At 43.8% G+C, this 19,479-nt stretch carries 30 protein-coding genes and 2 pseudogenes; 9 read left to right on the top strand and 23 right to left on the bottom strand.

The genetic code is table 11. The features are described 5' to 3' along the window. Positions 1-13: 13 nt before the first annotated feature. The 15 genes and pseudogenes from V8V91_RS17670 to V8V91_RS17600 form a co-directional block, all read right to left on the bottom strand. Positions 14-265: a hypothetical protein gene (locus V8V91_RS17670; RefSeq protein WP_373396584.1), complete on the bottom strand. Its 252-nt coding sequence runs from the start codon at positions 263-265 to the stop codon at positions 14-16. Positions 266-325: 60 nt separating this feature from the next. Beyond that, positions 326-601, bottom strand: coding sequence for a hypothetical protein (locus V8V91_RS17665; protein WP_373400737.1), 276 nt, complete (start codon positions 599-601; stop codon positions 326-328). 241 nt (positions 602-842) lie between these two features. Then, positions 843-1,226: a hypothetical protein gene (locus tag V8V91_RS17660; RefSeq protein WP_373396583.1), complete on the bottom strand. Its 384-nt coding sequence runs from the start codon at positions 1,224-1,226 to the stop codon at positions 843-845. Positions 1,227-1,467: 241 nt separating this feature from the next. Beyond that, positions 1,468-1,584, bottom strand: a pseudogene (locus V8V91_RS17655) (hypothetical protein); the annotation flags it as partial. 246 nt (positions 1,585-1,830) lie between these two features. After that, a complete protein-coding gene (locus tag V8V91_RS17650; protein ID WP_373396581.1) occupies positions 1,831-2,199 on the bottom strand; it encodes a hypothetical protein in 369 nt (122 codons plus the stop codon). Beyond that, a complete protein-coding gene (locus V8V91_RS17645) occupies positions 2,196-2,540 on the bottom strand; it encodes a hypothetical protein (protein ID WP_373396579.1) in 345 nt (114 codons plus the stop codon). Before V8V91_RS17645 ends, V8V91_RS17650 begins: the two co-directional genes overlap by 4 nt. A gap of 101 nt (positions 2,541-2,641) precedes the next feature. Further along, positions 2,642-3,220 carry a hypothetical protein gene (locus tag V8V91_RS17640; protein ID WP_373396578.1) on the bottom strand — a complete coding sequence of 193 codons (579 nt, stop codon included), beginning with the start codon at positions 3,218-3,220 and terminating at the stop codon, positions 2,642-2,644. Positions 3,221-3,609: 389 nt separating this feature from the next. Continuing rightward, on the bottom strand, positions 3,610-3,819 hold the full coding sequence (locus V8V91_RS17635) for a hypothetical protein (protein ID WP_373400736.1): 210 nt from the start codon (positions 3,817-3,819) through the stop codon (positions 3,610-3,612). A 17-nt stretch (positions 3,820-3,836) separates the two neighbouring features. After that, positions 3,837-4,088 (bottom strand): hypothetical protein, encoded by a 252-nt coding sequence (locus V8V91_RS17630; RefSeq protein WP_373396577.1) that lies wholly within the window; start codon positions 4,086-4,088, stop codon positions 3,837-3,839. A 23-nt stretch (positions 4,089-4,111) separates the two neighbouring features. Then, positions 4,112-4,714: a hypothetical protein gene (locus tag V8V91_RS17625; RefSeq protein ID WP_373396576.1), complete on the bottom strand. Its 603-nt coding sequence runs from the start codon at positions 4,712-4,714 to the stop codon at positions 4,112-4,114. 163 nt (positions 4,715-4,877) lie between these two features. Then, the gene (locus tag V8V91_RS17620) at positions 4,878-5,078 is read right to left on the bottom strand and encodes a hypothetical protein (protein WP_373396574.1); all 201 of its coding nucleotides are present in this window, start codon (positions 5,076-5,078) and stop codon (positions 4,878-4,880) included. Positions 5,079-5,133: 55 nt separating this feature from the next. Next, positions 5,134-5,583: a hypothetical protein gene (locus V8V91_RS17615; protein WP_373396572.1), complete on the bottom strand. Its 450-nt coding sequence runs from the start codon at positions 5,581-5,583 to the stop codon at positions 5,134-5,136. 195 nt (positions 5,584-5,778) lie between these two features. Beyond that, the gene (locus tag V8V91_RS17610) at positions 5,779-6,039 is read right to left on the bottom strand and encodes a hypothetical protein (protein ID WP_373396570.1); all 261 of its coding nucleotides are present in this window, start codon (positions 6,037-6,039) and stop codon (positions 5,779-5,781) included. Between the two features lie 217 nt (positions 6,040-6,256). Next, positions 6,257-6,514, bottom strand: coding sequence for a hypothetical protein (locus tag V8V91_RS17605; protein WP_373396568.1), 258 nt, complete (start codon positions 6,512-6,514; stop codon positions 6,257-6,259). 247 nt (positions 6,515-6,761) lie between these two features. Continuing rightward, positions 6,762-9,011 (bottom strand): hypothetical protein, encoded by a 2,250-nt coding sequence (locus V8V91_RS17600; protein WP_373396566.1) that lies wholly within the window; start codon positions 9,009-9,011, stop codon positions 6,762-6,764. Positions 9,012-9,554: 543 nt separating this feature from the next. Here V8V91_RS17600 and V8V91_RS17595 point away from each other — a divergent pair. Genes V8V91_RS17595 through V8V91_RS17585 form a run of 3 tightly spaced genes read left to right on the top strand, consistent with a single transcriptional unit; the run spans position 9,555 to position 11,828 of the window. Next, positions 9,555-9,758 carry a hypothetical protein gene (locus V8V91_RS17595; RefSeq protein WP_373396564.1) on the top strand — a complete coding sequence of 68 codons (204 nt, stop codon included), beginning with the start codon at positions 9,555-9,557 and terminating at the stop codon, positions 9,756-9,758. Positions 9,759-9,799: 41 nt separating this feature from the next. Further along, entirely contained in the window at positions 9,800-10,963 is a 1,164-nt protein-coding gene (locus tag V8V91_RS17590; RefSeq protein ID WP_373396562.1) for an aldehyde dehydrogenase family protein, read from the top strand. Positions 10,964-10,997: 34 nt separating this feature from the next. Further along, positions 10,998-11,828, top strand: a complete 831-nt coding sequence (locus V8V91_RS17585; protein WP_373396560.1) for a prolyl oligopeptidase family serine peptidase — start codon at positions 10,998-11,000, stop codon at positions 11,826-11,828. 33 nt (positions 11,829-11,861) lie between these two features. On the opposite strand, the gene V8V91_RS17580 is transcribed toward V8V91_RS17585, so the two are convergent. Both V8V91_RS17580 and V8V91_RS17575 read right to left on the bottom strand, forming a co-directional pair. Next, complete coding sequence (locus tag V8V91_RS17580) at positions 11,862-12,095, bottom strand: hypothetical protein (protein ID WP_373396558.1); 234 nt, start codon at positions 12,093-12,095, stop codon at positions 11,862-11,864. Further along, a pseudogene (locus V8V91_RS17575) lies at positions 12,070-12,671 on the bottom strand (RNA polymerase sigma factor). The gene V8V91_RS17580 and the pseudogene V8V91_RS17575 overlap by 26 nt, the downstream one beginning before the upstream one ends. Before the next feature lie 350 nt (positions 12,672-13,021). Between V8V91_RS17575 and V8V91_RS17570 the strand changes: the two are divergent. Next, positions 13,022-13,378, top strand: coding sequence for a DUF3127 domain-containing protein (locus V8V91_RS17570; RefSeq protein ID WP_074226104.1), 357 nt, complete (start codon positions 13,022-13,024; stop codon positions 13,376-13,378). Between the two features lie 13 nt (positions 13,379-13,391). Next, positions 13,392-13,850 carry a hypothetical protein gene (locus V8V91_RS17565; protein WP_373396556.1) on the top strand — a complete coding sequence of 153 codons (459 nt, stop codon included), beginning with the start codon at positions 13,392-13,394 and terminating at the stop codon, positions 13,848-13,850. On the opposite strand, the gene V8V91_RS17560 is transcribed toward V8V91_RS17565, so the two are convergent. The 6 genes from V8V91_RS17560 to V8V91_RS17535 are packed head-to-tail and all read right to left on the bottom strand — an operon-like array spanning position 13,847 to position 17,581. Next, the gene (locus V8V91_RS17560) at positions 13,847-13,996 is read right to left on the bottom strand and encodes a hypothetical protein (RefSeq protein ID WP_200800419.1); all 150 of its coding nucleotides are present in this window, start codon (positions 13,994-13,996) and stop codon (positions 13,847-13,849) included. The two genes, V8V91_RS17565 and V8V91_RS17560, sit on opposite strands and share 4 nt — an antisense overlap. 31 nt (positions 13,997-14,027) lie before the next feature. Next, positions 14,028-14,543, bottom strand: coding sequence for a 5-(carboxyamino)imidazole ribonucleotide mutase (purE, locus tag V8V91_RS17555; RefSeq protein ID WP_373396553.1), 516 nt, complete (start codon positions 14,541-14,543; stop codon positions 14,028-14,030). Continuing rightward, the gene (locus tag V8V91_RS17550) at positions 14,543-15,685 is read right to left on the bottom strand and encodes a 5-(carboxyamino)imidazole ribonucleotide synthase (RefSeq protein ID WP_373396551.1); all 1,143 of its coding nucleotides are present in this window, start codon (positions 15,683-15,685) and stop codon (positions 14,543-14,545) included. Before V8V91_RS17550 ends, purE begins: the two co-directional genes overlap by 1 nt. 54 nt (positions 15,686-15,739) lie before the next feature. After that, a complete protein-coding gene (locus V8V91_RS17545; RefSeq protein ID WP_373396550.1) occupies positions 15,740-16,468 on the bottom strand; it encodes a hypothetical protein in 729 nt (242 codons plus the stop codon). After that, positions 16,452-16,859, bottom strand: a complete 408-nt coding sequence (locus V8V91_RS17540) for a hypothetical protein (protein WP_373396549.1) — start codon at positions 16,857-16,859, stop codon at positions 16,452-16,454. Before V8V91_RS17540 ends, V8V91_RS17545 begins: the two co-directional genes overlap by 17 nt. Positions 16,860-16,873: 14 nt before the next feature. Beyond that, complete coding sequence (locus V8V91_RS17535; protein ID WP_373396548.1) at positions 16,874-17,581, bottom strand: hypothetical protein; 708 nt, start codon at positions 17,579-17,581, stop codon at positions 16,874-16,876. 15 nt (positions 17,582-17,596) lie between these two features. Between V8V91_RS17535 and V8V91_RS17530 the strand changes: the two genes are divergently transcribed. The 4 genes from V8V91_RS17530 (at position 17,597) to V8V91_RS17515 (ending at position 19,468) form a co-directional block, all read left to right on the top strand. After that, entirely contained in the window at positions 17,597-17,788 is a 192-nt protein-coding gene (locus tag V8V91_RS17530) for a hypothetical protein (RefSeq protein ID WP_373396547.1), read from the top strand. A 118-nt stretch (positions 17,789-17,906) separates the two neighbouring features. Continuing rightward, the gene (locus V8V91_RS17525) at positions 17,907-18,734 is read left to right on the top strand and encodes a hypothetical protein (protein ID WP_373396545.1); all 828 of its coding nucleotides are present in this window, start codon (positions 17,907-17,909) and stop codon (positions 18,732-18,734) included. A 127-nt stretch (positions 18,735-18,861) separates the two neighbouring features. After that, positions 18,862-19,065 carry a nitroreductase family protein gene (locus V8V91_RS17520; RefSeq protein WP_373396544.1) on the top strand — a complete coding sequence of 68 codons (204 nt, stop codon included), beginning with the start codon at positions 18,862-18,864 and terminating at the stop codon, positions 19,063-19,065. Positions 19,066-19,096: 31 nt separating this feature from the next. Further along, the gene (locus tag V8V91_RS17515) at positions 19,097-19,468 is read left to right on the top strand and encodes a nitroreductase family protein (RefSeq protein WP_373396542.1); all 372 of its coding nucleotides are present in this window, start codon (positions 19,097-19,099) and stop codon (positions 19,466-19,468) included. Positions 19,469-19,479 lie beyond the last annotated feature (11 nt).

Raw genomic sequence — 19,479 nt, 5'->3', positions numbered from 1 at the left:
CACATCGTCAGGATCATTGCCTGTCGCTGTAGCCGTGTTGTCCACCTGACCCACATCCATGTCGGACTGGGTGATGGTATAGGTTGCCGTGAACACCTGGTTCTCGCCCGGTGCCAAGGTAACCGGACCGGAGGGTGATCGCGCTCAATCCACTCAATGGATCGCTCACTGTCACATCTGTCAAGGTCACGTTGCGGTTGTTGCTCACATCGAAGGTGTACGTGATCACATCCCCTGCAGCATTTGTAGGTAGATGGCGTAGCACTCTTCACAATCTCGATCGACGCATCCTTCACTACCGTGATGGTCTCGCTGTCCGTATCGCTCACTTCCACATCGTCAGGATCATTGCCTGTCGCTGTAGCCGTGTTGTCCACCTGACCCGCATCCATGTCGGACTGGGTGATGGTATAGGTTGCCGTGAACACCTGGATTTCTCGCCGGTGCCAAAATGGCGGACCGGAGTGATCGCGCTCAATCCACTCAATGGATCGCTCACTGTCACATCTGTCAAGGTCACGTTGCCGGTGTTGCTCACATCGAAGGTGTACGTGATCCCATCCCCTGCTGCATTGTAGGTAGATGGCGTAGCACTCTTCACAATCTCGATCGACGCATCCTTCACTACCGTGATGGTCTCGCTGTCAGTATCGCTCACTTCCACATCGTCAGGATCTGCCTGTCGCTGTAGCCGTGTTGTCCACCCTGACCCGCATCCATGTCGGACTGGGTGATGGTATAGGTTGCCGTGAACACCTGGTTCGCCCGGTGCCAAGGTAACCGGACCCGGGTAATCGCGCTCAATCCACTCAATGGATCGCTCACTGTCACATCTGTCAAGGTCACGTTGCGGTGTTGCTCACATCGAAGGTGTACGTGATCACATCCCCTGCTGCATTGTAGGTAGATGGTGTAGCACTCTTCACAATCTCGATCGACGCATCCTTCACTACCGTGATGGTCTCGCTGTCCGTATCGCTCACTTCCACATCGTCAGGATCATTGCCTGTCGCTGTAGCCGTGTTGTCCACCTGACCCGCATCCATGTCGGTTGGGTGATGGTATAGGTTGCCGTGAACACCTGGTTCTCGCCGGTCTGCGATAACGGACCCGGAGTGATCGCGCTCCAATCCACTCAATGGATCGCTCACTGTCACATCTGTCAAGGTCACGTTGCCGGTGTTGCTCACATCGAAGGTGTACGTGATCACATCCCCATACAGCATTGTAGGTAGATGGCGTAGCACTCTTCACAATCTCGATCGACGCATCCTTCACTACCGTGATGGTCTCGCTGTCCGTATCGCTCACTTCCACATCGTCAGGATCATTGCCTGTCGCTGTAGCCGTGTTGTCCACCTGACCCGCATCCATGTCGGACTGGGTGATGGTATAGGTTGCCGTGAACACCTGGTTCTCGCCCGGTGCCAAGGTAGCCGGACCCGGAGTGATCGCGCTCAATCCACTCAATGGATCGCTCACTGTCACATCTGTCAAGGTCACGTTGCCGGTGTTGCTCACATCGAAGGTATGCGTGATCACGTCCCCTGCTGCATTGTAGGTAGATGGCGTAGCACTCTTCACAATCTCGATCGACGCATCCTTCACTACCGTGATGGTCTCACTGTATCCGTATCGCTCACTTCCACATCGTCAGGATCATTGCCTGTCGCTGTAGCCGTGTTGTCCACCTGACCCGCATCCATGTCGGACTGGGTGATGGTATAGGTGCCGTGAACACCTGGTTCTCGCCCGGTGCCAAGGTAACCGGACCCGGAGTGATCGCGCTCAATCCACTCAATGGATCGCTCACTGTCACATCTGTCAGAGTCACGTTGCGGTGTTGCTCACATCGAAGGTGTACGTGATCACATCCCCTGCTGCATTGTAGGTAGATGGCGTAGCACTCTTCACAATCTCGATCGACGCATCCTTCACTACCGTGATGGTCTCGCTGTCCGTATCGCTCACTTCCACATCGTCAGGATCATTGCCTGTCGCTGTAGCCGTGTTGTCCACCTGACCCGCATCCATGTCGGACTGGGTGATGGTATAGGTTGCCGTAGACACCTGGTTCTCGCCGGTGCCAAGGTAACCGGACCGGGTGATCGCGCTCAATCCACTCAATGGATCGCTCACTGTCACATCTGTCAAGGTCACGTTGCCGGTGTTGCTCACATCGAAGGTGTACGTGATCACATCCCCTGCTGCATTGTAGGTGGTAGCGTAGCACTCTTCACAATCTCGATCGACGCATCCTTCACTACCGTGATGGTCTCGCTGTCCGTATCGCTCACTTCCACATCGTCAGGATCATTGCCTGTCGCTGTAGCCGTGTTGTCCACCTGACCCGCATCCATGTCGGACTGGGTGATGGTATAGGTTGCCGTGAACACCTGGTTCTCGCCCGGTGCCAAGGTAACCGGACCGGAAATGATCGCGCTCAATCCACTCAATGGATCGCTCACTGTCACATCTGTCAAGGTCACGTTGCCGGTGTTGCTCACATCGAAGGTGTACGTGATCACATCCTGCTGCATTGTAGGTAGATGGCGTAGCACTCTTCACAATCTCGATCGACGCATCCTTCACTGCCGTGATGGTCTCGCTGTCCGTATCGCTCACTTCCACATCGTCGGGATCATTGCCTGTCGCTGTAGCCGTGTTGTCCACCTGACCCGCATCCGCGTCGGACTGGGTGATGGTATAGGTTGCCGTGAACACCTGGTTCTCGCCCGGTGCCAAGGTAACAGGACCCGGAAGTGATCGCGCTCAATCCACTCAATGGATCGCTCACTGTCACATCTGTCAAGGTCACGTTGCCGGTGTTGCTCACATCGAAGGTGTACGTGATCACATCCCCTGCTGCATTGTAGGTAGATGGTGTAGCACTCTTCACAATCTCGATCGACGCATCCTTCACTACCGTGATGGTCTCGCTGTCAGTATCGCTCACTTCCACATCATCGGGATCATTGCCTGTCGCTGTAGCCGTGTTGTCCACTGACCCGCATCCATGTCGGACTGGGTGATGGTATAGGTTGCCGTGAACACCTGGTTCTCGCCCGGTGCCAAGGTAACGGACCCGGGTGATCGCGCTCAATCCACTCAATGGATCGCTCACTGTCACATCTGTCAAGGTCACGTTGCCGGTGTTGCTCACATCGAAGGTGTACGTGATCACATCCCCTGCTGCATTTGTAGGTAGATGGTGTAGCACTCTTCACAATCTCGATCGACGCATCTTCACTACCGTGATGCCATGGTCTCGCTGTCCGTATCGCTCACTTCCACATCGTCAGGATCATTGCCTGTCGCTGTAGCCGTGTCCACCTGACCCGCATCCATGTCGGACTGGGTGATGGTATAGGTGCCGTGAACACCTGGTTCTCGCCCGGTGCCAAGGTAACCGGACCGGAGAGTGATCGCGCTCAATCCACTCAATGGATCGCTCACTGTCACATCGTCGAGTCACGTTGCCGGTGTTGCTCACATCGAAGGTGTACGTGATCACATCCCCTGCTGCATTGTAGGTAGATGGCGTAGCACTCTTCACAATCTCGATCGACGCATCCTTCACTACCGTGATGGTCTCGCTGTCCGTATCGCTCACTTCCACATCGTCAGGATCATTGCCTGTCGCTGTAGCCGTGTTGTCCACCTGACCCGCATCCATGTCGGACTGGGTGATGGTATAGGTTGCCGTGAACACCTGGTTCTCGCCCGGTGCCAAGGTAACCGGACGGTGATCGCGCTCAATCCACTCAATGGATCGCTCACTGTCACATCTGTCAAGGTCACGTTGCCGGTGTTGCTCACATCGAAGGTGTACGTGATCACATCCCCTGCTGCATTGTAGGTAGATGGTCAGCACTCTTCACAATCTCGATCGACGCATCCTTCACTACCGTGATGGTCTCGCTGTCCGTATCGCTCACTTCCACATCGTCAGGATCATTGCCTGTCGCTGTAGCCGTGTTGTCCACCTGACCCGCATCCATGTCGGACTGGGTGATGGTATAGATTTGCCGTGAACACTGGTTCTCGCCCGGTGCCAAGGTAACCGGACCCGGAGTGATCGCGCTCAATCCACTCAATGGATCGCTCACTGTCATCTGTCAAGGTCACGTTGCCGGTGTTGCTCACATCGAAGGTGCGTGATCACATCCCCTGCTGCATTGTAGGTAGATGGCGTAGCACTCTTCACAATCTCGATCGACGCATCCTTCACTACCGTGATGGTCTCGCTGTCAGTATCGCTCACTTCCACATCGTCAGGATCATTGCCTGTCGCTGTAGCCGTGTTGTCCACCTGACCCGCATCCATGTCGGACTGGGTGATGGTATAGGTTGCCGTGAACACCTGGTTCTCGCCCGGTGCCAAGGTAACCGGACCGGAAGTGATCGCGCTCAATCCACTCAATGGATCGCTCACTGTCACATCTGTCAAGGTCACGTTGCCGGTGTTGCTCACATCGAAGGTGTACGTGATCACATCCCCTGCTGCATTGTAGGTAGATGGTGTAGCACTCTTCACAATCTCGATCGACGCATCCTTCACTACCGTGATGGTCTCGCTGTCCGTATCGCTCACTTCCACATCGTCAGGATCATTGCCTGTCGCTGTAGCCGTGTTGTCCACCTGACCCGCATCCATGTCGGACTGGGTGATGGTATAGGTTGCCGTGAACACCTGGTTCTCGCCCGGTGCCAAGGCCAACCGGACCCGGAAATGATCGCGCTCAATCCACTCAATGGATCGCTCACTGTCACATCTGTCAAGGTCACGTTGCCGGTGTTGCTCACATCGAGTGTACGTGATCCCGCATCCCCTGCTGCATTGTAGGTAGATGGCGTAGCACTCTTCACAATCTCGATCACGACGCATCCTTCACTACCGTGATGGTCTCGCTGTCCGTATCGCTCACTTCCACATCGTCAGGATCATTGCCTGTCGCTGTAGCCGTGTTGTCCACCTGACCCGCATCCATGTCGGACTGGGTGATGGTATAGGTTGCCGTGAACACCTGGTTCTCGCCGATTACCCAAGGTAACCGGACCCGGGTGATCGCGCTCAATCCACTCCAGTGGATCGCTCACTGCATCTGTCAAGGTCACGTTGCCGATTGTTGCTCACATCGAAGGTGTACACGTGATCACATCCCCTGCTGCATTGTAGGTAGATGGCGTAGCACTCTTCACAATCTCGATCGACGCATCCTTCACTACCGTGATGGTCTCGCTGTCCGTATCGCTCACTTCCACATCGTCAGGATCATTGCCTGTCGCTGTAGCCGTGTTGTCCACCTGACCCGCATCCATGTCGGACTGGGTGATGGTATAGGTTGCCGTGAACACCTGGTTCTCGCCCGGTGCCAAGGTAACCGGACCCGGAGTGATCGCGCTCAATCCACTCAATGGATCGCTCACTGTCACATCTGTCAAGGTCACGTTGCCGGTGTTGCTCACATCGAAGGTGTACGTGATCGCATCCCCTGCTGCATTGTAGGTAGATGGCGTAGCACTCTTCACAATCTCGATCGACGCATCCTTCACTACCGTGATGGTCTCGCTGTCCGCCATCGCTCACTTCCACATCGTCAGGATCATTGCCTGTCGCTGTAGCCGTGTTGTCCACCTGACCCGCATCCATGTCGGACTGGGTGATGGTATAGGTTGCCGTGAACACCTGGTTCTCGCCCGGTGCCAAAGGTAACCGGACCGGAGTGATCGCGCTCAATCCACTCAATGGATCGCTCACTGTCACATCTGTCAAGGTCACGTTGCGGTGTTGCTCACATCGAAGGTGTACGTGATCACATCCCCTGCTGCATTGTAGGTAGATGGCGTAGCACTCTTCACAATCTCGATCGACGCATCCTTCACTACCGTGATGGTCTCGCTGTCCGTATCGCTCACTTCCACATCGTCAGGATCATTGCCTGTCGCTGTAGCCGTGTTGTCCACCTGACCCGCATCCATGTCGGACTGGGTGATGGTATAGGTTGCCGTGAACACCTGGTTCTCGCCCGGTGCCAAGGTAACCGGACCGGAGTGATCGCGCTCAATCCACTCAATGGATCGCTCACTGTCACATCTGTCAAGGTCACGTTGCGGTGTTGCTCATCGAAGGTGTACGTGATCACATCCCCTGCTGCATTGTAGGTAGATGGCGTAGCACTCTTCACAATCTCGATCGACGCATCCTTCACTACCGTGATGGTCTCGCTGTCCGTATCGCTCACTTCCACATCGATCAGGATCGTGCCTGTCGCTGTAGCCGTGTTGTCCACCTGACCCGCATCCATGTCGGACTGGGTGATGGTATAGGTTGCCGTGAACACCTGGTTCTCGCCCGGTGCCAAGGTAACCGGACCGGAGTGATCGCGCTCAATCCACTCAATGGATCGCTCACTGTCACATCTGTCAAGGTCGTTGCGGTGTTGCTCACATCGAAGGTGTACGTGATCACATCCCCTGCTGCATTGTAGGTAGATGGTGTAGCACTCTTCACAATCTCGATCGACGCATCCTTCACTACCGTGATGGTCTCGCTGTCAGTATCGCTCACTTCCACATCGTCAGGATCATTGCCTGTCGCTGTAGCCGTGTTGTCCACCTGACCCGCATCCACGCCGTCGGACTGGGTGATGGTATAGGTTGCCGTGAACACCTGGTTCTCGCCCGGTGCCAAGGTAACCGGACCGAATTGATCGCGCTCAATCCACTCAATGGATCGCTCACTGTCACATCTGTCAAGGTCACGTTGCGGTGTTGCTCACATCGAAGGTGTACGTGATCACATCCCCTGCTGCATTGTAGGTAGATGGTGTAGCACTCTTCACAATCTCGATCGACGGAGTTTGAGTTGCATTTACAGTTTCTGTATCCGAGTTAGATACCACTCCATTTCCAGAAGCAGTAGCGATGTTCGTTACAAAACCTGCGTCAATATCAGTTTGGGAAATGGTATAACTTCCAGTTGCAGTTACACTTGCACCAGGTGCTAAAGGACCATTTACATCGGCAATACCTGCTATTTTATCATCTGAAACGCTGAAAGGACCATCAAGAGTCACATTACCTGAATTGGTAATCACATAATCATAAACAACTACGTTGCCAACTGCAGAATATGGATCTCCTGATTTAACCTGCTTATCTAAAGTCAATTCATAATTTTGACAAACTGAAACGACAGTAGGAGTATCGTTGTCTACTGCTGTTCCTGATAAGTCAGATACGGTAAAACCATTGGCATCTCCACTTGCAGTAGCTTGGTTTTCCACCTGACCATTTTCAATATCAGTAGCTGTAATAGTATAAGATGCAGTATAAATCCAAGTTTCTCCAACACCTAATTCTGCATCACCATTTCCATCGTCAGAAAGAGTCAATGCTACCACTGGGTTTGGAGCCTCAAAAAGTGGATCAGAAATCTGAATATTTGTCAATGGATAAGCTCCATTGTTAGTCAATGTAAAGCTGTAGTCAATTGTTGGATTTAAGGTTGGATCTAAACAATCTTCTCCGGTAGGTCCATTGGTTGCCTCTTTTACTAATGTAAGGCTACATACGCCTACGTTGACAGTAATTTCAGCCATTTCACTTTCACACTCAGTACCATCAATTTTGGATTGACTTACATAATAAGTATACACACCAGCTGAAGCAGTGGAAATAGAAGGCGCTCCCTGTAAAGGATCCATATTAGAATCAAACCAATTGATTTGATAGTCGGAAGAAAAAGGAGCTACAGAAATAGCCTGTAATTGATTAGCACCAGAACCTACACAAAAATCGAAAGAAGCAGGAGCTGGTGATGGAACTTGTAATGGTAATACGATATCAAAATATGCAAATTTTTCACATTGATTTCCACCAACTGAAAAATACTGATATCCTATTTTATAAGTATCACCAGGACCTGCAGAAGTCAAATCAATTTCACCAGTTGCAGGATCTATAGTGATCGTACCTGTGTTTCCAACACCTTGTTCCGAAATAAAGAATTCACCTTCCTGAATTCCTGAAATAGTAGGAAGCGCAGAATCGCCACAAAAATCATCAGAATTATAGCTGATTGTTGCAGTACCAAGTTCAATCTGAACTGGAATAGACTCCACAAAATCAGCTAAGGATGATTGATCACTTGATCCAGAAGCTCTGGATTTGATAAATATATTACCAATTGAAACTCCAGCACAAGCGTCACCAACAACATTTAACAACGCAGTGAAATCCACTGCCGCTTCAACAAATTGTTCTGCTTTATAAGGAGCTCCATAAGTATTAAGAGGATCGATTGTTCCATTGATACTTCGAGCTGCAATAGCAAGTGGACCAGGCGTGTTTAGTTTCCAAGCAAACCCTCCATTTCCATCTGGCTCCCAAGTATAAAAGTCAACGTTGGGAGTACTAGCAAACTCAACTGCAATTAAAAAGTCTCCTACTGTTCTACCTCCATCAGGTCCATCAGCAGAAAAAGTACCGCCTGCAACAGGGGTAATTTCATTTTGTAGGAACTCGAAATCTACATAAGCATTACCATTTGTTGCAAGTCTATCGGCACCAACAAAAATCCATTGATCTTTAGTTACCTCATCAGTACCTATATGTAAGTACACATTACCCAAATCATTTTTTGGCTGCACATTACCAGTGGTCCAACTCCAATCATTTGGATTTTGATCAAACTTACTTGATGAAAAGATGTTTCCAGTTCCTGGGGTAGTGATCGCTCTTATTTCATCTTTGAAATAAAAGGTGGTGCTTATATTAACTGGTACAGCAACATTGCCATTAGCAGTAAATACATGCCCTCCTGAACCCGTTAAGCCCGGAAACCAATCACCTACACCCGAAGGAGCAGGAAAATTAGCTCTTAAATCCCCATCGATAGAGAAGCCCCCTGTTGGCTCAGATACCTGAACGGTTGTTTGGGCAAATACTCCTGAGGTTAACAGAAAAAATAAAACCAATAAAATCTGGAATGATTTTAAAGACTCCATCTCCCTTCTAACCCTTTCGAAAAATCCACTTGATGGTGGTTGGGAGGTTAATTGACAATTGGATAAAGTGTCCATATCGTGTTTTTTAAAATTTTTCGAGTTCGTAAAACTTTCGTCAATAATTAACTTTTATTAATTTCTTATTGAATTATTTCAATTTTTAGTGCTCAAAACCATAAATAATTCAACATTCTATAACTATTAGATCTTCATGTTTTGCCTTAAAAGGTATTATGTCAATCCAATTATGCGTTAAAAATACATTTTTTTGCTTTTCATATCCAAATAAATGCATAGAAATATTTTTACGTAATGCATTTTTTTGTTACGAAATTATTTTTCAAGTATTTAAAACTGTTTTTTAGGGGCTTAAAGGGGCTAAATAAGCAAAAAATGCTATCTCATTGAAAATCAGAAGATTTTGAAAAAAAGAAAAAATACAATTACTCCTTGTGCACAATATCTATATACAGACTAAAAAATTGTTTTTCTTTTAGATAAAAGAAGAAAATTAGTATCTAAGGCCAAGCAATCAAATCAATAATGTCCCAAGAAATAATATCATGCTTCGAATCTCAAAAAGCTACTGCAATCCAATGGAGAACTTCTTCCCGTAAAGAAAGAGCAGAACGAATCATCAGAATTCAAAAGTGGATTGAAACAAATATTTCGAGAATTCAAGTAGCCCTTTATGAAGATTTTAAAAACACCCAGCCGAAACAGATCTTAGTGAAATCTATCCTGTAACGGCAGCAATTAAGCATACTCTTAAAAACCTAAAAGCCTGGATGGCTCCTAAAAAAGTTGCTCCAGGACTATCTATGACCGGAACCAAGGCAAAGATTGTATACGAACCTAAGGGAGTATCATTAATCATTAGTCCTTGGAATTATCCGTTCAATTTAGCTATTGAACCCTTGATTTCAGCATTGTCAGCAGGTTGCCCAGTAATTTTAAAACCTTCAGAACTATCTCCTCATACCTCTGGATTAATACAGAATATGGTAGAGGAAATTTTTGATCCCTCTGAAGTACGCGTATTTAATGGAGATGCGGAGGTGGCTAAGAAACTACTTGAGCTTCCTTTTGACCATATATTTTTTACTGGCAGCCCCACAGTGGGAAAACTCGTCATGGAAGCTGCCTCCAAAAACCTAAGCTCCGTAACACTTGAATTGGGTGGAAAATCACCTACAATCATACATAGTGATGCAGATTTAAATGATGCTGCTTTTAAAATTATATATGGAAAATTTTTAAACTGTGGGCAAACCTGTATTGCCCCAGACTATTTATTGGTTCAAAAGGATATTAAGGACCAACTACTTATGGAGCTTAAAGTGGCCATCCAAAAAATGTATGATCCTCAATATAAAGGAATTGAAAAATCAGCGGATTTAGCTAGAGTCATAAATCTAAAACACTTTAATAGGCTTTACTCCTTGTTAGAAGATTCTAAATCAAAAGGTGCGAAGGTGGAATTTGGAGGAAATTCTAACCTAGAAACACTTTATATAGAGCCTACTCTTATATCTAATATCACAGAAGATATGGCTATCGCTGAAGAAGAGATATTTGGCCCCTTACTTCCTATCCTCTCCTACTCAACAATTGATGAGGCCATTTCATTAATTAATAATAAGCCTAAGCCACTGGCCTTATATTATTTTGGGGAAGAAAGTGACACTTATAAGAAGGTAATCCATGAAACTAGCTCAGGAAATGTAGTCTTCAACGATTGCGTGTTACATTTTCTACATCCTAACTTGCCTTTTGGAGGGGTCAATAACAGCGGGATCGGAAAATCACATGGTTATTATGGTTACCTTTCTTTTTCTAATGAAAAGGGGGTATTAAAACAAAGAGTAGGTTTTAACAATTCTACTTTAATGAAACCACCCTATGATAAAAAGACACAAAAAATTATTTCAACTTTAATCAAATGGTTATGATAAGAAACTTTTTGCAATTCGGTTTTTAGTTGCCTTGGCAATACCACTCTTATTTTTTTCCTGTAGCACGAATTCGGATGATCCAGTATTGGAGCCGATCGTTGCAATGGATATTTACGATGAATCCTATGGAAGCAACGAGGACAATTCTATGGACATATTTTTACCAGAAGGCAGGACAAAAGAATCTACACCCGTATTTGTCTACATTCATGGAGGAAGCTGGACTAGTGGAGATAAAAGTGAAATATTAGCTTTTCGGACATTATTGGAATATTCCTTCCCTGGATATGCAATAGTTTCCCTGAATTATAGTTTATATGATCTTGGTACCGGTTCAGGCCAGTTTCCTGCCCAAGAAAATGATATCATAGACGCTATTAATTATATAGCATCGAAAACTGATGACTGGAATGTATCTGATGAACTCATTCTCGCAGGAGCAAGTGCAGGGGGACATTTAGCACTTTTACATAGCTATAAGCATCCGGAAATAGGAAATATACAAGCTGTAATGGCTTTATTTCCTCCAACAGACTTGATTTCTTTATATGATTTCAACACCCTTACCCAACAAGGATTACAGCTTTTGCTTGATGGAACTCCAGAAAACAAGGAAACTGCCTACTTAGAATCTAGTCCTATTAATTATATATCCTCTACGAGTGTACCCACGGTCTTCTTTCATGGTTCGGAGGATGTGGTAGTTCCTATTTCACAAAGTGAATTATTGGAAAGTAAATTAAAAGAGGCAGGTGTTTCTTATTACTATGAAGCGATTCCAGGCCAAGGCCATGGGTTCGGACTGAGTACCTACCCTATAATAATTCAAAAAGCTGCTGATTTTATTAATAGTGAACTATAAAAAAACCCCGCTTTTGCGGGGTTACCAATTTTTTTAGACTCTTTCCAGTCCCGTAGACTGTGCCCTCGATTTGATGGCATTTACTACTTTTTCCGAAGGTTGAAGCTTGATCTGGTTCAATTGCTCCAAAGTGCTCAGCATTTCAACGTATTCTTCCATCAACGACTCATCATTGTGTAAGGCTTGCACTAAAAGATCTTGTTCCTCCTCGGTCATTTCCTGATAGATATATCTCATCAGGTCATTTGGGGTAAATAGTTTTGTCATAGGCAACATTAAGGTGTTTCATTTTTTTCTTAAATGAATTAGCGCATACCTCATTCTTCCCAATGCGGTATTGATGCTAACTCCAGTTTGATCGGCAATTTCCTGAAAACTCATATCCAGGTAATGCCGCATAATTAATACTTGCTTTTGTGCTTCAGGAAGCTCCTCGATCAACCTTTTGACAAGCTCGACAGTCTCATCTCTCATTTGACGATCTTCTACCGTTTCTTCCGCAAATCTCAACGAATTGAAGACATTTGAACCATCCTCCATTAATATCATTGGATATCGCTTTGCTTTTCTAAAATGATCAATGGCCAGGTTATGCGCAATACGCATTACCCAAGGTTGAAATTTACCCTCTTCATTGTATTTATCAGAATTGAGGGTATTCACAACTTTTACAAATACCTCCTGCAACAAATCTTCAGCAATTGCCTGATCCTTAACGATCAAGAATATTGTGGTATAAAGTTTACTTTGGTATCGATCTACCAAAAGATCAAAGGCAGCATCATTTCCACTTCTATATTGAGAGATCAAATCGCTGTCTTGAGGTCCTTTTCTTTTACTCATCTTCAGTTGGTTTATGAACAACGTAGAAGTCTATACCATAGTATTAATTAAGTGTGAAACAAAATGAAAGAATTTTAAAAATATGATTTACGATACACCCTTGCAAAGAAAACTACTCTTTTTGCATCATAAAATGCACGAAAATCAAGAAACCAAATATTATTTCGTATTATCAAGCTAACACTAAATTTTTGGAATCCTTATTTAAATTGTAAGAACGGAAAGTACCAAGGTTCATGCCAAAAAATGTTAAATCCTATTCCTTCCAAAGACTATTTTACACCCCTACATTCGTGAGTTTTACATACCATTGATTAACTTCGTGAAATCGATTAAAATTAAATTAGAAGATGGAATTAAGCGGAAAGATTATACAAGTTCTACCAGAAGTAGGCGGTAATTCTAGAAATGGAAATGCTTGGAGAAAGCAGGAATATATTTTAGAAACAGGGGGTAACTACCCTAAAAAGGTCTGTTTATCAATTTGGGGTGATAAAATTGATCAATTTTCACTTCAGGTGGGGGAGCAAGTAACTTTAGGTGTTGATGTAGAAAGCAGAGAATATAATGGAAGATGGTATACGGATGTAAAAGCTTATAAAGTAGATAGAACAGGCAATGGAGCACCTAGCACTCCTTCCGCTAACGAAATGCCTGAAGTAAGCAGTTTTCATTCAGACAGCGATGAGGATACGCTACCATTTTAATTGAAGGCAGCTCATGTGGGATGATTTTGATGAAAATTCAGAATGGGACGATGAGGATGAAGAGAACTTTAACAATCCTCAGGACCGGATTTATAAACATCCTTTGATGCTAAAAGCTAGAGACATCATTGCATTAACTCATGCTTTGGTAGGTAGTCTCGACGAAGCTAGAAAAGAATTATATGGTGGCTTAATGACGGAAGATGCGACAATGATGAGTTCCAAGTTTGCAGGTACCGAAGGCCTGGAAGATTATGTCGCTAAAATGGAGAATGCTACCATTATGAAAGTTCATGCTAAAAGTCTAAGAGCAATGACTTATCAGCTTGCTGTTGAATCCACTCATGCCGAAGAACATTTGCAATTGCTACGAGATGCGATTGAAGAATATCGTGAACTTTTCGTAGAATGGATCAGGGGTTTTGATGCCAATGAAAAATACGATGATGGCTGGGGAATTTTTACAGACTAAAATTTTCCTCCACCAAAGCTAAAGCCCATCCATGCGCCGAAGAACATTAGCAAAAGCGTAATAAGGATCACTAAAATGAGGACATTCAAAGGAACTTCCCATTTTTCCCCTCCCACGGTAAATCGAATTGGTTTCTTCCAGTTCATAGTATAAAAAATGCGGCCTAGGCCGCATTTTTCATTTCTTTAAAATCTTCTTCCAACCTTTTTGTTCTATTTGTAGAGCAGAAGCTTCTACTTTTTCTCTTAAAGTTGTTTTGAATTCATCCATTTTCGAAGCTACATTCTGATCAAAGGAGCCTACAATGGAAGCAGCCAAAATACCGGCATTTTTACCTCCATTTAATGCTACTGTAGCCACTGGAATGCCAGAGGGCATCTGAAGGATGGATAAAATACTATCCCAACCATCAATGGAATTAGAGCTTAATATTGGAACTCCAATCACAGGCAAACTCGTTAATGAGGCCACCATTCCAGGTAAGTGAGCTGCCCCTCCAGCACCTGCCACTATTACTTTGATCCCTCTTTCACGAGCTGAACCCGCATAATCAATCATACGTTGAGGTGTTCTGTGAGCCGAAACCACCGTCAATTCATACTCAACCCCAATTTCCTCTAAAAATTGGGCTGCTTCTGACATGATAGGAAGATCCGATTGGCTTCCCATAATAATTCCTACTGATGGCTTCATTAGATGGATTTGATTTTAATTAGGTCTTTTATTTTCAGTGCTTTGGTTTTGAGTTGGGATACATCTTCATCCAATACTGTTACATGCCCCATTTTCCGAAACGGCTTTGTTAATTTTTTACCATACATATGAATGTAGACACCCTTTTCTGCCATTGCAATTTCCTGTCCTTCTACAATAGCGGGGCCTGTAAATCCTTCCTCACCCAATAAATTAATCATAGCTGCAGGGCATCTTAATTCTGGATTACCTAAAGGCCAATTCATCACTGACCTTAAATGCTGCTCAAACTGGGAGGTAAAGTTTGCCTCAATCGTATGGTGTCCACTATTATGGGGCCTTGGAGCAATTTCATTTACCAACACCTCTCCCTCTTTGGTTACGAACATTTCCACGGCCAAAATCCCAACCATCCCCAACTTTAAAATTACATCTTTAGCTATTTCTTTGGCTTTATCTTCGACCTCTTTGGATATTTCTGCGGGGGCAAATAAGAATTCCACCAAATTGGCAGTAGGGTGAAAAGCACATTCTACAGCTGGATAAACGGTCAAATCACCGGCCTCATTTCTAGCAACTGTAACCGCAATTTCTTTATCAAAATCAATTAATTTTTCCAGCAATCCAGGAGCATCAAACGCTTTGTCCAAATCCTCTTCAGATTTTATCACTTGGACTCCTCTTCCATCATACCCTTCTTTTCCTAGCTTATTTACTGCAGGTAGGAAACTTTTATTGTGGATAACTTCAGACTTGTTTGCTGTCAAAATAAATTCAGCGGTGGGAATATTATGTTGTTGATAAAATTGTTTTTGCTCTCTTTTATCCTGAATCAATTGAAGGATCTTCGGTTGTGGATAAACTTTCTTTCCTTCAGACTCAAGTTTTATAAGCGCTTCAGCATTAACACTTTCAATTTCCACAGTAATCACATCACATTCTTTTCCAAATGCATAAACGGTATCAAAATCCTTAAGAGAACCTACCGTAAATTTCTGAGAAAGGTCTTTGCAAGGAGCATTTGGATCAGGGTCCAAAATGTGGATATCTTGATTATAATTAATTGCAGATTGAATCAGCATTCTGCCTAACTGTCCTCCACCGAGAACTCCTAAAACAGGGGATTGGTTTTTATTCGCCATAGCTAAATTTGAATCACAAAAATACGAGAATCTGGGGGAAGGAAAAACTCATTCCTACTCTTGAAACCTGATTCCCATCAACTCCATTAATTTATGCGCATTAAAACTTGGGCATGGCCCTATTTTTAATTTATAATCAAAGTTGATGGTATCATCCAAAATCTCTGAATGAAAACTTCGATTTTCAACACCTGCAATCTTTCCTTCTAAAGCTGAAAGTTCTATATCATGCGTACTGACTATACCTAACCCCTCTGTTTTTGCTACCTGTCTGAGCAAAGCCTCGCTCCCGGCTATTCGATCTTCTGTATTGGTACCCTTTAGAATTTCATCCAATAGAAAAAATATTTTCTCCTTCTTCTCCAATCGCTCAATCAAATTATGAATTCTACTTAGTTCGGCATAAAATGAACTGACCGACTCTCCCAAATTATCCGTATTACGCATACTGGTGTAGAGCTGAAAATCACCCATTTTAAATTTACCCGCAAATGGTTTCAACCCCATGTTTGCCATGACCGCATTAATGCCAAGTGTTCTCATAAATGTTGTCTTTCCACTCATGTTTGCCCCCGTTAACAGGATGAATTTCTGAGTATGTCCTAATTGAAAGTCATTCGCAATTGCTTTTTCAGGTTTCAACAAGGGGTGCGAAATTTCTGACCCTACCAAGACTGCAGAATCATCAAATTGGAGATCACCTTGAACACCAATTTCATACTCAAAAGCACCCAATGAAACCAAGACTTCCCAATCTTCTAATAGATCAGGGATTTTGGCCATTTCTTTTCCATGGGTATTTATCCATGTCTGAAATTGCTTCATCAACAGCAAATCGGTCCAAAAATAAGTTGAAAGGTATATAAAGGATATTCAATCTATTATCAATCCACATCCCCAGTCGATCCAATTGTTTAAATAATTGAGAAGCGCTTTCCTTATTGGTAAGGATTAACTGATGTTTTTCTTTCAACAAAGGTGAGGAAAACCCCATTCTCTCCAATTCATATAACCAGGTAGTATAGGCTTTCAATTGACTCCTAGTTGGAAGCTTTTCAGATGCCTCCTTCAAAAATTTAAAAACATACCCTAATGGAATTAGTCCTAGCAAAATCCAAGCACCTATTAAGGCCCCAGGGATGATTCCAGCGATAGATAATCCTACTAATATCAATCCAAAAACAGGGCCTAAAAAAGATAATACAGAAATATATAAGGGAATCTTTTTTCACTAGTCAGTAATTCCCGCCAATGGGAAGAGGCTTTTTCCTCTGAAAAAAATGCGATCCCGCAGCTTTCAATTGCTTTCAACAAACCTGGATTTGCTGCCAACTCCTCACTTGCCTCTTGATGCTTTTTGGCTTCTTTTTGATCAAAGGAGCTTTTCATTAAATCTGCTAACTTTTTCCGAGCTCCTTTCGATACGGTATGATTTACCAATTGAAATAAGGAGTGTTCTCCAAAAAGATCCAAGTCATTGGCAAAAGGGTGATTTTTGTCTTGAAATTCTTTTCCTTGGTCAATTCCTACCAGTTCCCGGTCTTTCCTTTGACCAGCCTGTTTATCAATTAAAATTAAGGCATTGTAAATCGCCTCCTGGTCCTTTTTATGGTTATATTTCTGAATAGAACTAATAAAAATAATAATCGCAGCTATCAATGGTAAGGCCCAAATTACGGATTGGGATATGGTCAACACCCCAAAAATTCCTATCCCTACAAAAATAAGGAGCCTTAAAAAAGACAATCTTCCAGCACTGCTTTTTACTTGAGCAATTTTTCCTGGAAGATCATGCATATCATAATCAAATCCCTTCATGCCCAAAGATAGTACAACCAACCCTGCCTGAAAAAGGATTCTTAACAAACCACCTGAAAAGGATTCCCGTTGAAACATGTAAATCTTATTACAATGAAAAAAGGAAAACACAAACCAAAAGAGAAACCAATTGATGAGACCTATGCAGAGGATTGGGATTTGGAGAATGGAATGGGAATTCTACCAGAAGACATTTCTCTCACTCAAAATATCGGCTGTGTTGGAGGTAGAAAAAAATCCAAATCCAATAAGGAATCAAATAGCAATGAAGACCTTTCATCCTAATTTCATTTAGTAGGGTATTTATGTATTTTTAAAAAAGAAATGATAACCTACTGTTTACTGGAAAGTAGGCACGATTTTTACTAAACTATTATACTCTTTTACTCCAACCCATAATTATATGAACCATTTTACAAAGTTTCACTCACTTTTATTCCTAGCATTGGTAGGCCTTATTGGGTTTTCCTGTAATTCGGAGGATGATGCCCCTGCAGTGGCAGACACTTCGATTGTTGTCGAAGTTTCCCAGGTAAATCAAAAATTTGAGGATCTGGATAACCTTACTTTAGCTGTCCTTGAGAGCACTGGCTTAGGAGCACGTAAATCCAATACTGCTGCCGGAGATTTTTGTGCATCAACAGAAGTGACCACCAATTCAGAGCAAAAATTAATCACGGTAGATTTTGGAGCAGGCTGTGAAAGTCCAAACGGAGTCACCAGAAAAGGAAAGTTTACTATTGCTTACTCTGGAAACCTATTGGTTCCAGGCGCAAACATCGTCACCACCTTCGATGGTTATGAGGTAAATGGCTATAAAATTGAAGGTACTCGAACCATTACCAATACCAAACTAGATATTTTTACCAGCACAATTACCTTGGCCGTAAAAATTGAAAATGGAAAAGTGACTTTTCCAGATGGAAAATTTGTTACGATCAATACAGATGAAATCAGAGAAATCACTTTAGGTAGCGCTGGATATGAAGCCAAATTAACTGGAACAGCGAACGGAAAAAGCCTAGAAGGCAATGACTATACCGCTACCGTTACAGAAAGCCTTATCATTTCACAGTCCTGTCTGGAATCTGGAATATACAGCCCAAGCAGTGGCCAAATCCAGTTCACTTATAAAGGAGCATCCATGACCTTGGATTATGGTTCAGGTGAATGTGATAAGGCTGGTACAATCACTTACCCAGGAGGCACCAAAGACATCACTTTCGATTAATTTTATTTGATTTTCTCAAAAACGGCTATCTTTCGAGGTAGCCGTTTTTGTTTTATGGAAAAGAAAAGAAAAAATTGATGGGTATGACCATATCCCTTACAAAAGAGCCCAAATCTCTCCGGAAGAAATGATTTCAAAATCGAAAGAATTCTTCTTTGAAATGGATCAAAGAAGAACAGTGAGAGAATTTGATCCGAGACCAATTCCCATGGAGGTTATCGAGAATATTATCAAAACTGCAAGCACCGCTCCCTCAGGTGCCCATAAGCAACCTTGGACATTCTGCGTAATCTCTGATTCAGAAGTCAAGAAAAATACGATCAGCTGCTGAGGAAGAAGAAAAGATCAGCTATGGCGGTAGAATGAGTGAGACTTGGAAGTCAGATTTAAAACCCCTAGGAACCAATTGGGAAAAACCATTTTTAGAAGAGGCTCCTTACCTAATCGTAGTGTTCAAGCAGTCTTATGGTATAGAAAACGGAGAAAAAGTTCAACATTATTACGTAAGCGAATCCGTTGGAATAGCATGTGGGTTTTTAATTGCGGCAATTCATCAAGCCGGATTGGTGGCAGTCACCCACACTCCAAGTCCTATGAATTTTTTAAGCCAAATTCTAAATCGCCCATCTCATGAAAAGCCCTTTTTATTGGTACCAGTAGGGTATCCCAAAGAAGAAACCTATGTACCTGATATTCATCGAAAATCACTTAATGATATTATGGTAAGGTTTTAAAAAAAGGCGAT

The organism is Algoriphagus halophilus, from assembly GCF_041729275.1.
Classification (GTDB): domain Bacteria; phylum Bacteroidota; class Bacteroidia; order Cytophagales; family Cyclobacteriaceae; genus Algoriphagus; species Algoriphagus halophilus_A.
This window is presented reverse-complemented; position numbering and strand designations above follow the sequence as displayed.